17 protein-coding genes and 1 tRNA gene are annotated in these 14,892 nt (G+C 61.6%); 10 read left to right on the top strand and 8 right to left on the bottom strand.

Going from position 1 to position 14,892, the window contains the following annotated elements; all coding sequences use genetic code 11:
* Positions 1–37: 37 nt before the first annotated feature.
* Positions 38–523, bottom strand: coding sequence for a lysozyme inhibitor LprI family protein (locus AB7783_RS05465; protein WP_441277055.1), 486 nt, complete (start codon positions 521–523; stop codon positions 38–40).
* Between the two features lie 282 nt (positions 524–805).
* On the opposite strand from AB7783_RS05465, the gene AB7783_RS05460 reads away from it, so the two are divergent.
* Together AB7783_RS05460 and AB7783_RS05455 are read left to right on the top strand one after the other, a co-directional pair.
* Positions 806–997, top strand: coding sequence for a hypothetical protein (locus AB7783_RS05460; protein ID WP_441277054.1), 192 nt, complete (start codon positions 806–808; stop codon positions 995–997).
* Positions 998–1,086: 89 nt separating this feature from the next.
* Positions 1,087–1,482 carry a hypothetical protein gene (locus AB7783_RS05455; protein WP_089267240.1) on the top strand — a complete coding sequence of 132 codons (396 nt, stop codon included), beginning with the start codon at positions 1,087–1,089 and terminating at the stop codon, positions 1,480–1,482.
* Positions 1,483–1,571: 89 nt separating this feature from the next.
* Here the strand turns inward: AB7783_RS05455 and AB7783_RS05450 are convergent, their stop codons facing one another.
* A complete protein-coding gene (locus AB7783_RS05450) occupies positions 1,572–2,795 on the bottom strand; it encodes a CaiB/BaiF CoA transferase family protein (RefSeq protein WP_184515922.1) in 1,224 nt (407 codons plus the stop codon).
* Positions 2,796–3,042: 247 nt separating this feature from the next.
* A complete protein-coding gene (gene mgtE / locus AB7783_RS05445; RefSeq protein WP_175367319.1) occupies positions 3,043–4,473 on the bottom strand; it encodes a magnesium transporter in 1,431 nt (476 codons plus the stop codon).
* 135 nt (positions 4,474–4,608) lie between these two features.
* Here mgtE and AB7783_RS05440 point away from each other — a divergent pair, with 135 nt between their 5' ends.
* Together AB7783_RS05440 and AB7783_RS05435 are read left to right on the top strand one after the other, a co-directional pair.
* Positions 4,609–5,424, top strand: a complete 816-nt coding sequence (locus tag AB7783_RS05440) for a polysaccharide deacetylase family protein (protein ID WP_441277053.1) — start codon at positions 4,609–4,611, stop codon at positions 5,422–5,424.
* A gap of 117 nt (positions 5,425–5,541) precedes the next feature.
* Complete coding sequence (locus AB7783_RS05435; RefSeq protein WP_441277052.1) at positions 5,542–6,831, top strand: polysaccharide deacetylase family protein; 1,290 nt, start codon at positions 5,542–5,544, stop codon at positions 6,829–6,831.
* 27 nt (positions 6,832–6,858) lie between these two features.
* Here AB7783_RS05435 and AB7783_RS05430 read toward each other — a convergent pair whose 3' ends face one another.
* Positions 6,859–7,962, bottom strand: coding sequence for an alkene reductase (locus AB7783_RS05430; protein WP_441277051.1), 1,104 nt, complete (start codon positions 7,960–7,962; stop codon positions 6,859–6,861).
* Between AB7783_RS05430 and AB7783_RS05425 the strand changes: the two genes are divergently transcribed.
* Positions 7,940–8,146 (top strand): hypothetical protein, encoded by a 207-nt coding sequence (locus AB7783_RS05425; protein WP_441277050.1) that lies wholly within the window; start codon positions 7,940–7,942, stop codon positions 8,144–8,146. The genes AB7783_RS05430 and AB7783_RS05425 overlap by 23 nt on opposite strands.
* A 34-nt stretch (positions 8,147–8,180) precedes the next feature.
* On the opposite strand, the gene AB7783_RS05420 is transcribed toward AB7783_RS05425, so the two are convergent.
* A complete protein-coding gene (locus AB7783_RS05420) occupies positions 8,181–8,567 on the bottom strand; it encodes a nuclear transport factor 2 family protein (protein ID WP_175367321.1) in 387 nt (128 codons plus the stop codon).
* 132 nt (positions 8,568–8,699) lie between these two features.
* On the opposite strand from AB7783_RS05420, the gene AB7783_RS05415 reads away from it, so the two are divergent.
* A complete protein-coding gene (locus AB7783_RS05415) occupies positions 8,700–9,332 on the top strand; it encodes a TetR/AcrR family transcriptional regulator (protein WP_175367322.1) in 633 nt (210 codons plus the stop codon).
* A 25-nt stretch (positions 9,333–9,357) separates the two neighbouring features.
* On the opposite strand, the gene AB7783_RS05410 is transcribed toward AB7783_RS05415, so the two are convergent.
* The gene (locus AB7783_RS05410) at positions 9,358–9,732 is read right to left on the bottom strand and encodes a hypothetical protein (RefSeq protein ID WP_175367323.1); all 375 of its coding nucleotides are present in this window, start codon (positions 9,730–9,732) and stop codon (positions 9,358–9,360) included.
* A 448-nt stretch (positions 9,733–10,180) separates the two neighbouring features.
* On the opposite strand from AB7783_RS05410, the gene AB7783_RS05405 reads away from it, so the two are divergent.
* The 3 genes from AB7783_RS05405 (at position 10,181) to AB7783_RS05395 (ending at position 13,352) form a co-directional block, all read left to right on the top strand.
* On the top strand, positions 10,181–11,377 hold the full coding sequence (locus AB7783_RS05405; protein ID WP_441277049.1) for an MFS transporter: 1,197 nt from the start codon (positions 10,181–10,183) through the stop codon (positions 11,375–11,377).
* 225 nt (positions 11,378–11,602) lie between these two features.
* The gene (locus tag AB7783_RS05400; RefSeq protein ID WP_441277048.1) at positions 11,603–12,712 is read left to right on the top strand and encodes a phosphatase PAP2 family protein; all 1,110 of its coding nucleotides are present in this window, start codon (positions 11,603–11,605) and stop codon (positions 12,710–12,712) included.
* A 370-nt stretch (positions 12,713–13,082) separates the two neighbouring features.
* Positions 13,083–13,352 (top strand): hypothetical protein, encoded by a 270-nt coding sequence (locus tag AB7783_RS05395; protein WP_441277047.1) that lies wholly within the window; start codon positions 13,083–13,085, stop codon positions 13,350–13,352.
* Between the two features lie 288 nt (positions 13,353–13,640).
* On the opposite strand, the gene AB7783_RS05390 is transcribed toward AB7783_RS05395, so the two are convergent.
* Positions 13,641–13,725: transfer RNA gene (locus AB7783_RS05390), tRNA-Leu, on the bottom strand.
* Positions 13,726–13,826: 101 nt separating this feature from the next.
* On the bottom strand, positions 13,827–14,069 hold the full coding sequence (locus AB7783_RS05385; protein ID WP_068730739.1) for a FliM/FliN family flagellar motor switch protein: 243 nt from the start codon (positions 14,067–14,069) through the stop codon (positions 13,827–13,829).
* 81 nt (positions 14,070–14,150) lie between these two features.
* Here AB7783_RS05385 and lipB point away from each other — a divergent pair, with 81 nt between their 5' ends.
* Positions 14,151–14,879 (top strand): lipoyl(octanoyl) transferase LipB, encoded by a 729-nt coding sequence (gene lipB, locus AB7783_RS05380; RefSeq protein ID WP_441277046.1) that lies wholly within the window; start codon positions 14,151–14,153, stop codon positions 14,877–14,879.
* Positions 14,880–14,892: the final 13 nt, after the last annotated feature.

The raw sequence follows: 14,892 nt of genomic DNA, 5'->3' as shown, positions 1-14,892 counted from the left end.
CCATGCGGGAGACAATCGAGAGTGGGACCAAGAGGTCTCAGTGCTCGTTGACCGCAGCGCCGAGCTTGATCAAGCTCAGCGCGCGGTTCGCGGTCTCGCGCAGGCGGCAGTAGTTCGCGTCGCCCCGGTACATGCCGGGCTCGACTTTGTCGAAGACCACGCAGAAGCGATCACGCGACGCGACGAAGGTTGTCTGCGCGTCCTTGACCGCCTTGATCTTGTCGGCGAACCCGCCGGCCTCAACCTTCTTTAGCGCCTCATTGGTTTTCTGCGTCCAAATGGCGAGTTCGCGCGCCGCGCAGGCTTTCCATTTGGCGACATCGTCATTCACGCCCTCCGCCTTTTTGATGCAGGGGTCGGCGACGAGCCCGACACACGCGCCGCCGAAACCGCCGGTTTCCTCCGCGGTCTTCAGGCAAGCATTGATCACTGCAACGTCGGCGGGCGCGGTGCCCTGGGCGAAAGCTATCGATGAGAGCGGGAGGCTTGCGGCGAGCAGCGCGGCGGAAAATTTGAGCTTCATTTGAGATCTCCGTTCGGCGCATCGAAAATATGGAACGCAATGCCACTGTGAGCAAATGAAGCCCCGCGAGCCGGTACACCGGCGGGTGGGGCGGAAGGGCCGGACGTCGAGTGGGAAAGCGAAACGAGCGGGTACGCGGCTTTCGCTACGCTCTCTTCAATCAATGCCTTTGAATATGCCTTGACCTGGCTCACGAGATTTTCAGACAATAAGTGACGCATGCAACTTTGGTCATCGAAGGCCCAGCATTGGTTCATCTGAATGTGGAATAGGAGCGCCGACGTGGCGACTCTGAAGATCGCAATTCAAGTTGTATGGACGATATCTGTAGTTGGAGCGGCCACATTTTTCAGTGCTCCTTATGGCTGGCAGCAGCACGGATTTGTTGGCGCTCTCGCCCTAGGCTCTGTCGGCTTCGCTTTGAGTGCCGTTGTCGCCGCAAGCCCGGCCTTGGTGCTGCAATTGTTGCGTTGAGCACGCTGCTACGTTGACGGATAACGACGGCAGGACCGGTTTGGGGCACCCACCGGCTACGCCGCTGGCAACACTATGAGACTTCAAAATTGAACAAGATCGCCACGAAGACTGACGAAGGTGGCATGAAACGCTTTCTGATTTTCCCGGCTCTCTTTCCGCCTCTTGCGTTGGTCGTATTCACGGCGCCTGATGGGTTTAAGAATCTTCTCGATTGGATGGTTGAGTCCTACGCAATCGCGGTTATCCCGGCCTTGCTGCTGGCTTGGGTCGATTGGATGCTTTCTGCAAAGCCACTCCGAGTTATGGGAACGGCGGTGACGGCAGCACTCCCTGCAGTCTTGATCATGCTTTTCATGTGGGGAGGATCAAACGACTTATGGCCAATCTTGATGGTTGGGCTCGTCGGAGGACTACCAGCCGCGGTGTGTTCGTGGCTATCCGATGGCCGAACGTTAAGCATGAACGCGCGAGCGAACAGCTAAAGTTTAATTGGCTCTCCGACCGACTTGCGGTCGGTCGGAGATGAGAGCGAATACAGGTGTGACGCCATCGATCGCCTGCCCCGACCGGCCTAGACGATGCCCTTCGTCCTCAGCGCGGCGATCCGTTCGCCGTCGTAGCCGATGGTGGACAGGATTTCGTCCGTGTTGGAGCCGAGAAGTGGCGGCGCGTGATATTCGGTGATCGGCGTGCCCGAAAACATCAGCGGATTTCGTACGAGCGAAAGCGCCGGCTCGAAGGGATGGTTTGAGCTCACGCGCATACCGCGGGACTTCACATGAGGGTCCGCGAAAACCTGATCGAAGTCGTTGATCGGGCCGGACGGTACGCCGACCGCCTCCAGACGCTCCAGCCAGTAGGCGACGGGCTGCTTCAGGAAAAGACCGGCGAAGATGGCCATGATCTCCTTCCCATGAACGACACGGTCGTTGTTCTTCAGGAAGCGCGGATCCTTGGCCAGGTCCGGCTCTCCGAGCACTTCGCAGGTCCGCTGGAACTGGCCGTCATTGCCATTCACGAGCATCAACTCGCCATCGGTGCAACGGAAGACACCGGCAGGCATGCCGCCATTGCCCCAGGTTCCGCGCCGCGGCGGGACTTTTCCGCTGATGAGATAGGGTTGGAGCCAATGTGAAAGGGAGGCGATCACCGTATCGAACAGACAAGCATCGATTTGCTGTCCCTCGCCGCCGCCGGCATCGCGATGATAGAGCGCCGACATCACGCCGATGGTGGCATTCAAGCCGGTCATATAGTCCACGATCGAGGGACCGACCTTCATGGGGCCCTCGCCCGGCTCGCCATCGAGATGGCCCGTCACGCTCATGAGACCACCCATCGCCTGCAGGATCGCATCATAGCCGGCGCGTGTGGCGTAGGGACCGGTTTGTCCGAAGCCCGTCACCGAGCAGTAAACGATGCGTGGGTTGATGGCTTTGATCGCGTCGTAGTCGAGGCCATAACGCTTGAGGTCGCCGACCTTGTAGTTTTCCAACAACACGTCGGCGGTCTTGACGAGTTCGCGAATGATCTCCTGGCCTTCAGGCTTGGCCACATTGACCGTGACCGATTTCTTGTTGCGATTGGCGCAAAGATAGAAGGAGTTGTCTCGCCTGCTGCCGTCCGGGTCGTTCAGATAGGGAGGGCCGAATGCGCGGGAATCGTCGCCGGTTCCAGGGCGTTCGATCTTGATGACTTCGGCGCCGAAATCGCCAAGCATCTGACCCGCGATCGGGCCGGCAAGCACCCGCGTCATATCGATAACCTTGATGCCCGAGAGCGGCAGAGCCGGCATGTATTCCTCCTGTATGTTGGTTCGTCACGTCGGCCACGGAGAACGTGTGAAGCGAGCGCTTACAGGAAAATCACGCCGAGTGCACCGCTTTGTGAGCATGAGGGCTATCCCATTCAAGAGGGCACAGCTCGTGAAGCAGATAGAGGCTTATCTGGACATCGGGCTTGCGCAGCCCGATGGCACGGCAGTCTCAAAGGGCAATTGAGCATAAGAGGGATCAAGACGGCTGAAACGTCGCGAATGATCCCTACTTCAGACCGAACCACAGCGTCGCGATCCCCAAGAAAGCGAAGAAGCCAACCACGTCGGTCACGGTGGTCACGAATGTACCGGAGGCCACGGCCGGATCGGCCTTGACGCGTTCGAGCACCATCGGGATCAGGATGCCGCCGAGTGCGCCGGCGATCAGATTGCAGATCATTGCAAGGCCGATGACGATGCCGAGACCGGGCGTCCTGAACCAGGCATAGGCGGCGATGCCGGTGATCACGGCAAAGGCCAGACCATTGATCAGGCCGACAAGGCCTTCGCGGATCACGATCCGCATGGCGTTGTTGGGGTTGAGCTGCCGCGTCGCCAATGCGCGCACCGCGACCGTCATGGTCTGGGTTGCGGCATTGCCGCCCTGACTAGCGACAATGGGCGCCAGCACAGCTAGCGCCACCATCTGCTGCAGCTGGTCCTCGAACAGGCCCAGCACCGACGACGCGATGAAAGCGGTGGCGAGATTGATCAGCAGCCAGGTAAAGCGGCCCTTGGCGATGGTCCAGAAATTGTCCGACAGTTCTTCGTCCGACGTGACGCCGCCGAGCGCCTTGAGGTCCTCGTCGGCCTCCTCCTCGATGACGTCGACGACGTCGTCGATGGTGATGACGCCGACCAGCCGGTCATCGGTATCGACCACAGGCGCCGCGACAAGATTGTACTTGCCGAACATCCGCGCCACTTCCTCCTGATCGTCCAACACCGAGACGCGGCGGCGGTCCTCATCGATCAGATCAGCCAGCAGCACCGGACGGCGCGCGCGCAGCAGCGCGTCCAGCGACACTGCGCCCTGCCAGCGCTGATCGGCGCCGACGGAATAGATCTCGTAAAACCGGTCCGGCAGGTCCGGCGTTTCGCGCATATAGTCGATGACCTGACCGACATTCCAGTCCGGCGGGACCGCAATGAACTCGGTCTGCATCCGCCGGCCGGCGGAGTTTTCCGGGTAAGTGAGGCTGCGCTCCAGCGCCACGCGCTCGGACAGCGGCAACTTCTCGAGGATCTCGTCCTGGACCTCCTCGTCGACGCCTTCGAGCAGTTCGACGGCATCGTCGGAATCGAGTTCGCGAACGCCCTCGGCCACGGTCTCGGGCTCGAGTTCCTCGAGCAGTTCCTCGCGGACGGCGTCGTCGACTTCGTTGAGCGCCGAGAAGTCGAAATCGGCGCCGGTCAGTTCGATCAGGGGCGCGCGCTCGTCGGCATCGAGGGCTTCGATCAGGTCACCGAGATCGGCCTCGTGCAGCTCGCCGACGATCTCCTTGAGGAATGCGGTATCGGCAACCTGAACCGCGTGCGAGATCGCCTCGACAAATTCGGGGCGGATGTCGCCTTCGGCATCGCGCATCGGCATCTTGTCGAGCGCCGACAATTCCTCGGGAGCGACCGATTGGGCGAGATCGACGTCATCGGCCATGCCGCACCTCGCCTGCTTGTTTGGGGGGGACGGAGTTAGCGCTATCCTGTCGGAAATGCGCTAATCCATCTGTGAACGGAAGCTCGCATCAGGCATTACCCAATGCGCAATGCCTGATGCAATCGGAAAAATGCGGTGCGCGAAATCAGCGGCCGGGAAAGTGTCGTGATCGTGTTGAAGGCCGCCATTCTTGCCTTGATTGCATCGACCGTTGTCGCCCATGCCGAAGACTGCCCGCGCAAGGATACGCTCGGTACCGCACGCATTCTCACCGTGGATCCCAAGACCTATCCACGCGTCGGCACCCAGAGCTTTCCGGATACGCTGCCGCTGGAAGATCGCGAGGTTGTGCTGACCTTCGACGATGGCCCGCATGCGCCGACCACGACGAAAATTCTCACGGCGCTGTCGCGCGAATGTGTTCGCGCGACCTTCTTCCTGATCGGCAACAGCGCGACGGCCAATGCGGCGCTGGTGAAGCGCATGGCAGCCGAGGGCCATACCATCGGCCATCACACCCTCGCCCACGCCGACCTCAAGAAGATCAGCAATGCGGCTGCCGTCGAACAGATCGACCGGGGCATCAGCGCCGACGAAATGGCGCTGAACGGCGGCAAGGCCACCACCGTGCCGACCACGCCGTTCTTTCGCTTCCCCTATTTCGAATCGACACCGGCCCTGCTGGACATGCTGCAATCCCGCCGGATAGCGGTGTTCGGCGCGGATTTCTGGGCCAGCGACTGGAATCCCATGACCCCGCAGCAGCAACTGGAGCTGATTACCGGCAGGCTGAAGGCCGCCGGGCGGGGAATCATCCTGTTTCACGACACCAAGGCGCAGACTGCCGCGATGCTGCCCGATTTCCTGCGCTATCTCCGGGAGAACCGCTACCGGGTCGTGCATATCGTGCCGCCGGCCGCAGGGTCCTCTGCCCGCTCCAGTTCCCAGTAGAACGCGCGATCATCAGGATGCGGAAAATACCGTCGGCGGGCCGACATGATTAACATTGCGTTCACAGCCGCCCCGGTAACTTCACAGCCGACATCAAAGCGAGTGACGGATCGACCAATGAACAAGGCGACGACTGACCGGGCACGACGCCTTCTGTGCCTGAGCCTGCTCACCGGCCTGACCCTGTTCACCGCCGCCGCAGCCTCCACCACCAGCGCTCTGTCGGCCGAGGCGTGCCCGGGCAATCCCGGCGCGCTCGGCACCTCGCGCACCATCGTGGTCGATCCCCGCGAGCACCCCAAGATCGGCACCATGCAATATGCAGAGACGCTGCCGCTCCAAGACAAGGAGGTCGTGCTGACCTTCGACGACGGTCCGATCCCGAAACACTCGAACGCGATCCTCGATATCCTCGCCTCCGAATGCGTGAAGGCGACGTTCTTCATCATCGGCCGGATGGCGAAGGAACATCCCGAAGGCGTGCGCAAGCTGATCGCGCTCGGCCACACCGTCGGCACCCACAGCCAGAACCATCCGCTCAGCATGAACCGCATGCCGATCGAGAAGGCGCAGCAGGAGATCGAGGACGGCATCGCCAACACCACGGCGGCGCTCGGTGATCCCGCGCTGCTGTCGCCGTTCTTCCGGATTCCCGGCCTGCTGCGCGCCAGCGTCGTCGAGGACTATCTGGCCTCGCGGGGAATCCAGACCTGGAGCGCCGATTTCCCCGCCGACGACTGGCGCCATGTGTCCCCGCAGAAGGTCCATGACCTCGCGATCTCGCGCATCGCCGCCAAGGGCAAGGGCATCCTGTTGCTGCATGATATCCAGCCGCGCACCGTCGCCGCCCTGCCCGGCATCCTGCGCGACCTCAAGGCCGGCGGCTATCGCATCGTCCATGTCGAGGCGGCGACGCCCGACAAGCCCAAGACGCCCACGGAGCCGCAGCAGTGGCAGTTGCATCCGGTGTCGGAGACCGTGGCCGTCACGCGCTGGCACAAGGTGCCCACATTCGCCTTTGCCCATGACGACATGCTGCCCGCGCCGGCGATCTCGGCATCCGACCAGATGCTGTCGCTGAGCAGGAGTTTCGATCGGCGGCGAGGCGCCGTGCCATTGCCGGAACAGGCTCCGTGGCCGCGCGCCGCGGCGCTGCATGCGATGACCAGCAGTGCCTCGCTGCCGGTACCGGCACAGGACCTGTTCGAGCTCGCCGAACGTCACGGCAAGCCGATCAAGGCACTCGTGCAGCTACCACATCACGCTCAACAGACAGCGCCTGCCCGCGGCAGCGATTCAGATGCGATTGCGAAACTGATCTCGCTCGATGCCAGCGCTGCCAAACGCACCATCCCCGGCGCCATTCCGCCGGGCCTGCATCCGACGGCAGTTGCCGCCCCGCGCTGAGCGCGACGATATGGTTTCACGTTCCGATTACGATGCGGTGATCGGCCAATCGATATATCCCTTCGCACCGCCACCATAATATGCGTCTCGCGGCGCTTGAGCGAGCGCCGCATCATATTGCAGCCGCGCAACCAGATCGGGATTGGCGATGAAGGGACGGCCGAAGGCGACTGCGTCGACCTTGCCCGCCCTGCGGCGATCGATCGCGAGATCGAGATCGTAGCCGTTGTTACCGATATACGGCCCTTCGAACTGAGCCCGCAACGCATCGAGATCAATGCCCGCCGGAATTTCGCGCGTACCGCCGGTCGCGCCTTCGACGAAGTGAAGATAAACGAGATTGAAGCGATTGAGCGAGCGGATCAAATGGCCGTAGGTCGCCATCACATCGCTATCCATCGGCGTGTTGCCGGCGTCTGGTGTGGTCGGTGACAGGCGTATCCCGACGCGGCCCGCGCCCCATGCGGGCAGCACGGCCTCCACCACCTCCTGTGTCAGGCGTGTCCGGTTCTCGATCGAGCCGCCATAGCGATCGGTCCGCTTGTTGGTGCTGTCGCGGATAAACTGATCCAGTAGATAGCTGTTGGCCGAATGGACTTCGATCCCGTCGAATCCGGCGCGCTTGGCGTTATCTGCAGCACGAACATAGTCGGCGATCAGGCCGGGGATCTCGTCAGTCTCCAGCGCGCGCGGCATCGACACATCGACCATGCCGTCATTCGTGTAGGTCTGCCCCTCCGCCTTCACCGCGGAAGGCGCGACAGGCGCCTGTCCGTCCGGCTGGAGATCGACATGGCTGAAGCGGCCGACATGCCAGAGCTGCGAGACGATCTTGCCGCCGGCAGCATGGACGGCTTCGGTCACCTTCTTCCAGCCCGCGACCTGTTCGTCGCTCCAGATGCCGGGCGTCAGTGCATAGCCGCGCCCCTGCGGCGAGATGTTCGTCGCCTCGGCGATGATGAGGCCGGCGGTGGCGCGTTGCGCATAATAGGTGGCGTGCAGTTCGGTCGGTACGCCATCGTCACCCGCGCGGCTGCGGGTCAGCGGCGCCATGACGATGCGATTGGCAAGGTTGATGTCGCCCAGACTGACGGGCGAAAAAAGGTCGGTGCAGATCGAATTGTCGGTCATCGGTTTCATTTTCAAAATCTGGTTCAAGGCGGGTCAGGACATCAGTCAGCGTATGCGGCCACCGGCCGCGAATGATCTCAAGCTGTTCAGATCAATCGTGGCCGAGCCGGACGTCGAACGTGCAGTTCAGCGCATCAAGCTTCGCGGCGTGCCGGTGATCGGCACGAGGCTCACGGTGGGGTGACAATCGTCAATCGGCAGCGACGCCGCATCGATGATCAGCCCTCGTACTGGTGATAGACCTTCGCGACGATCTTCCAGCCGCCTGCATCCTTCAGCAGTGTATGGAAGTCGGTATAGTCGGCGCCAATCGCGTCCTTCTCCATGTCGACCCGGACGACCGCCGTAGTGGGCGTGATCGCCAGCACGTCGATCCGCGTCTTGATGTCTGGTGCTTTGCCGCTCTTGTCCACGAACTCGTAGAGATTGCGGATCGTGCCGGCCATCGGCGAACCATTGGTGAAGCCGTACATCACGGCATCTTCGTGAAACGCGCCACCGACATCCTTGGCGCTGCCGACGCGAAGACCGTCCACATAACTTTGCGCGACCGCAACAACGGCGTCGAAGTCGGCGGTTGGGACGGTCTTGATATTCCTGGTCATGACTGATCTCCTTTGAAAGCATTGATCTGCCGCGTAAAAATCACGTGACACTTACGGCAGACATATTGTAGTGATCGATACAAAACATATATGTAGCGATCGCTACGGAAAGTCAATCCGGATTCCGAAAAGATGCCTGCTTCCGATCCAGCTCCGAAAATCTCGCCGCACCGTACCAAGGGACGGCCGCGCAGCTTCGATCGCGAAGCCGCGCTGGAACAAGCGTTGAAAGTGTTCTGGGAAAAGGGTTTCGCACCAGCGTCGATCGCTGAGCTTTGTACGGCAATGGGGATCAACCCTCCCAGTCTGTACGCCGCTTTCGGTAACAAGGCCCAGCTCTTCCTGGAAGCTGTCGGCCATTACGAGCGGGTGTTCTGGGACGAGACGTGGGACGCGATGGACGGCGAACCCGACGTACGCCGGGCGATTACCACCTTCTTCGCAGAGGCCACCGCCATTCTAACCAAACCCGAGGCGCCGTGTGGCTGTATCGTGGTGCTGGGTGCAATCAACGTGCCGGCCGAGGCGCGTGACGTGGCCGACGCACTTAAGGCATTGCGGGATGAAGGGCGCCGGCTGTTCCTCGAGCGCCTGCGCCGCGGCGTCGTTGATGGTCAGTTGCCGGCAGACACCAACGTCGAAGCGGTTGCCAACACGCTCAACACGCTGTTGCAGGGCATGTCGATCGAGGCCAGCGACGGTGCTTCACGCGCGCAGCTCGATCAGGTAGCGGACTGCGCTACGGCCCTGCTGGCGAAGCGTTAGGTCGCCGTCACGGAAAAAGATCGCGTTAGTTCGCCACGATCTTGGCGATGCACAGCACCACGATGATGCCGAGGAACAGCAGGTCGATATAGGACTTCATCTCGCCGGCCTGGCGCTGCTCGACCACGTCCTTCACGACAGCCTTGCGCGACGACACGGCAGAAGGGCCTTCACCGGCCAATCCACCAAGCCGGCGTGCTTCGAGTTCGAGCTTCTCGATCGCCTTGAAGAAGACGAAGGAGCGCAGCGCCGAGATCGCCCGCATGCCGGCATAGGCCAGCACCAGCGCCGCCACGATGGCGCGCTGCTGATAGGCGCCGACGAAGTTCAGGCTGAAATAGACCAGCGCCAGAAAGGCAAAGTTGGAGATGAAACGGTAGGCATAGCTCAGATATTTCATGTCCGCTCCGGAAGATCGACGCTACCGGCCATGTCTAGCTGCCGGACGGCGGCGTTGCTACTGGCAAGTCGTTACCCGAGCGCTAAAGGATGATGACAACTGCAATGCATCTGGAGATTTACCCGCAACGCGCCAACGGACTTTTGTCAAACGACGGCGCGTGTCAATCAGCGCGGTACGGCCGGCCGAGGAGCGACTGGCATGCTCGGCCCGGCGCGATGATGTCTGCGGCGGCTTCGATAGCAAGATCACAGCGTCCCGCTCGGACACGGTGCGATAGCGCGACCGTGCGGCAGCGCTTCCCGCACTATACAACCTTGACAGAGGAACCTGCTTCGCCGTAACCAGCCGCTTGCAGGGTATCTCCCAGCCGTAAGCGTTAACGTCACTCAACGTGCTCAGCTCCGGACAGCCCCAATGTGGCTGGCCGCCTCGAAAGCACGTCGACATGAATCAGAACGCTCCCCCAAAATTCAAAACCGCGTCCAAACCTGCGCCGCTCAACCGCGACGACCGCAAGAGCCTGATCAAGCAGGTGCTGATCGTCTTTTTCGGCTTCCTCTCGGTCGGCTTGCCGCTGCCGCCGATCTCGCTCTACATCCATGACCAGCTCGGTTTCTCAGCCGGCGTGATCGGCTTCGCCATCGGCATCCAGTCGGTGGTGACCGTGCTCACCCGCCACCGCGCCGGCACGCTCAGCGACCATCACGGCGCGCGCTACGCGATCCGGCTCGGCCTGCCGCTATCGGCGCTGGCCGGCCTGTTCTATCTGCTTGCTGCCGCCCTGCCGCTGCCGAGCGAAGGCAAGCTCACGCTGCTGCTGATCGGCCGCGTCGCGCTCGGCTTCGGCGAAAGCCTGTTCATCACCGGCGCCATGAGCTGGTGCATCGGACGGCTCGGCCCGCACCGCACCGGTCTGGTGATGTCATGGCAGGGCATCGCCATGTATTCGGCGATTGGATTGGGCGCACCGATCGGCCTCGCGGTCTATGCATCGATCGGCTTTGCCGGCGTCGGCGTGCTGGCGGCGATCTCGCCACTGATCGCACTGGGGATCGCCTACGCCATCCCCGACGTGCCTGTGTCGGGCAGCACCGAACGCACGCCGTTCTACAAGGTGATCGGACTGATCTGGCGTTCCGGCACGGTCTTGTTTCTGGCCACCATCCCCTTCGCGGGGATCACCGGCTTTCTGGCGCTGACCTATGTCGAACGCGGCTGGTCCGGCGCCGGCATCGCCCTCGCCGCCTTCTCGACCGGATTCATCTTCGTGCGCCTGGTCGGCAGCCACCTGCCCGACCAGTTCGGCGGCGCGCGCGTCGCGATGACATCGCTGGCCATCGAGGCGCTGGGCCAGGCGCTGATCTGGCTGTCCACGAATCCGATGCTGGCGCTGCTCGGCGCGCTGGTCACCGGCATCGGATTCTCGCTGATCTTCCCGTCGATGGGTGTCGAGGCCACGCGCCGCGTGCCCATCGAACAGCGCGGCCGCGCGGTGGCGAATTTTATCGCCTTCTTCGATCTGGCGATCGGTCTCACCGCCCCCGCGGTCGGCTATGCGGCGGGCGTGTTCGGTTATGGCGCGACATTCGTGATCGGCGCTGTCGCAGCGATCTGCGCGCTGGTGCTGGCAGCGAGCGGCTGATCCAGCCGCTCCTCTGCCTCGCTTGAATGATGCCTGCGCCGCTGCACGGTTCATCGGAACATGATCCAGCGGCCGGCCATTGCCCAGATCGATTCAGGCGCCATCAACTCGATCAAATTGAAGTTAATTTTCTCGCTCATTTGAAACCCTGAGGGGCAAAAGGCGAACCCCGCCGCGCAAAATAATACCACCTATAAGCGAGCGGCTGTTACTTCGAATGTTCAGTTGTTGCTGAATGTTTCGGAGGCGGATGCGGTGAACGCACGCGGTGCTCATAACCTTAACTCGTCGCTTCGCTTCCTCGTCACCATCACCGCTCACGTCGCGCTTCTGGCGCGAGGCGGAGCAACAGCCAGCCGCCTCATGAAGCTGGCATGGTCCGTCATCATCGGTCTGGCGATCGTCGATCTGGTATGGATAGCCATGACGGACCTTCGGTTGGCTCCGTCCAGCTGGATAGCAATCGTGCGGGTGATCTCGTTCAGCCTGTTTGCTGCACTCCTGTGCGAACTGATCTCCCAAAGACTCCAAGGCAAAAACGATCCGATCGGGCGACTGCTCAAGCTTGTCGCAGATTACTTGGGGACGGTCACCGTCGCGATGGTCGCCTTCGCACTATTGGCCGCCGTCGTCATCATCTTTTGCTGCCTCGCAGCTGGCGCTGCGTTACCGTTGCAGGATCTGCGGCTTGCCGCACTGGATGCAAGTCTCGGCCTTGATTGGAAGTCATTCGTCGCTTTGGCCAACAGCAACGACTTGATCAGTCGCATCCTTCTCGTCGCCTATCAAAATACAGGCGGTGTCGTGTTCGCCACTATGCTTTGGCTGTGCCTTTCAAAGCGCCTGGAAAGACTCGCTGAATTCCTGACCATGCTGTGCCTGACGGCTATCGGCACCGCTGCGGGAATGTTGATCTTGCCGGCCGCGGGTGCCTACTCCCTGCACCAACCGGCACTGGACGCATTTGGCAATTTCGGCACCGATGCTGGCATGTGGCATCATAAGCTGCTCATGCAATTCCGATCCGCGCATCCGCCTCTGATCGATTTCGACACCCCCAACATCAACTGCCTGGTGACCTTTCCTTCCGGTCACACGATTCTCGGCCTGGTCACGACTTACGCCTTGCGAGATCGACTCTATACTTTCTTGCCTGCCCTGCTGATCAACGGCGTCATGATCATTTCGACATTACCGGTGGGAGGACACTATTTAGTAGACCTGATCGCAAGCGGTGCCGTGACCGCCTCGTCGATCACGTTCATCCGTTCGATGAAGAGAGTTCGTTCCAGGACGTCTCGATCTGACGACAATGTGCTGGCTGGTGCGACCTAGCGTCTGTCGGGCGGGTTTCGCCGTCATCAGCCGAGACCGGCTTCGCCCTTGTGCGGTTAGTCGACAGTCACCTGCCCGACCGATTTGGCGGCGCCCGCGTGGCGATGGCATCCGCGAGATGCGCGACGACGATGCGCGCGATCAGGACGGTCCGAAAATGACCCACAACACGAGCGTGATGAAGCCAGAGAGCGCTACCGCAACAATGGCCGCCAGCAACTCATTGTCGAACGCTTTCTGATTCCACTTTGGCATGCGCATGCGCCAACCCGAGGCCGGAATGATCGTTCCAGATGCCGTCATTTACGAGGACCAATATTCTCTAGCCTCTGTTCTTCGTGCGCACCGCAATGACAGAGAGGACATCCCAGTGAAGAAGATTTTGATCGCAGCCGCAGTCGTCGGTCTCACCGCAACCTCCGCCATTGCGCAGTCGGGCGCAAACCCGAGCGCGCCGCAGCCAGGTTCGACAGGAGCAGGCGTGAACCAGCCGGGAACGACCAGCACCGGCACCGCCGTCGATCGTCCCGACTCCATGAAGAAGGAGGGCATGTCGGGCACCAGCGGCATGAGCACCAACAAGATGAAGAAGGACAACATGGCCAAGGATGGAATGGCCAAGGACGGTATGAAGAAATAGGCCGCCAAGAACCGAAGCGCCGCGCTGCTGTCAGCGGCACGGCGCTTTTCTATTCTCAATCGTGCTAGGTCGGCGTCAGGGCGGACACGCACTCGTTCGATAATCCGGGCCCTGTAACCTGCCGGTATTTTGTCATTGTCGACAGCTCACGAGTCGGCTGCCGCCAACCGCCCCGCCGGTCCCTCCATGCACGGACGAGTGCCGTATCGTTGCGTGCCCATGGCTCGTCGCACCAGAGATACGACAGCGTATTGCAGTGAATAATCCAACAATTTCAATGATGAGGTGTGGTGCGCTCGGAGGGACTCGAACCCCCACCCTGTTACGGACTGCCACCTCAAGGCAGCGCGTCTACCAATTCCGCCACGAGCGCTAAAGAAATCCGGCGAGGGCAAATCGCCCGGCCGGATCAACCGGCGCCGATGTAACAAACCAATGATGGGGAGACAAGGCCTCTTGGCCTCTCCGGGTCACCTATCTGTGGTCAGGCGACCGGGGCAGCATCTGCTTGACCTCAACCGCAATTCGGTTGCGATCGACCATCACCACGCCTGACGCGACAGGCAGGTTGTTGGCAAGGATTTTGACCTCGTCCTGCTCTGTGGCATCCAGTTCGATGATAGCGCCGCGGCTCAGCCGCATCACCTGGTGAACGGGCATGGACGTGGTGCCGAGGACCACCATGATATCGACGGTAATTTTATCGAGGGTTGGCACGTCGGCCTCAAATTCCCAGATGCAGGATCGCACAGATGCAAGATTGCGGTGCCTGTGAGATCAACATGTTATGGTTAGCCAATGGTTAATGACCGCCAAACCCTCGATTTGACACCGTTTTCGCGAGGCCTCGCTGGCCGGCCGGTGGAATGGCGGGTATCCGATGCCCCGATTCCCTATCCGGACGCCGTGGCCGAGATGGAAGCCCGGGCGGCGGCCATTGCCGACGGCACCGCGCCGGAACTGGTCTGGCTGCTGGAACACCCCCCGCTCTATACGTCCGGCACGTCAGGCAAGTCGGACGACCTGCTCGATGCCCGATATCCGGTATTCGAGACCGGCCGCGGCGGCCAGGTGACCTATCACGGCCCCGGCCAGCGGGTGGCCTATGTGATGCTCGACCTCAAGGCGCGCCGGCCCGACGTTCGGGCCTATGTGGCGGCGCTGGAAGACCTGATCATCCGGACGCTGGACGCCTTCAACGTGAAGGGCGAGCGGCGCGAGGACCGCGTCGGCGTCTGGGTCGCCCGCCCCGACAAGGGCGCAGGATATGAGGACAAGATCGCGGCCATCGGCGTGCGGCTGCGGCGCTGGGTCTCGTTCCATGGCATCGCCATCAATGTGGAACCGGACCTCGCGCATTTCGACGCCATCGTGCCTTGCGGCGTGGTCGATCCGCGCTATGGCGTCACCAGCCTGGTCGATCTCGGCCTGCCCGTAGCGATGACCGATGTGGACGTGGCGCTGCGGCAGGCGTTCGGAGAGGTGTTCGGCGAGAGCGAGCAGTTCGCGGCGGAAACGACGGTCTGAGCGACACGATCCG

It is taken from the genome of Tardiphaga sp. 172_B4_N1_3 (assembly GCF_052076035.1).
In the GTDB taxonomy this organism is placed as follows: domain Bacteria; phylum Pseudomonadota; class Alphaproteobacteria; order Rhizobiales; family Xanthobacteraceae; genus Tardiphaga; species Tardiphaga robiniae.
This window is presented reverse-complemented; position numbering and strand designations above follow the sequence as displayed.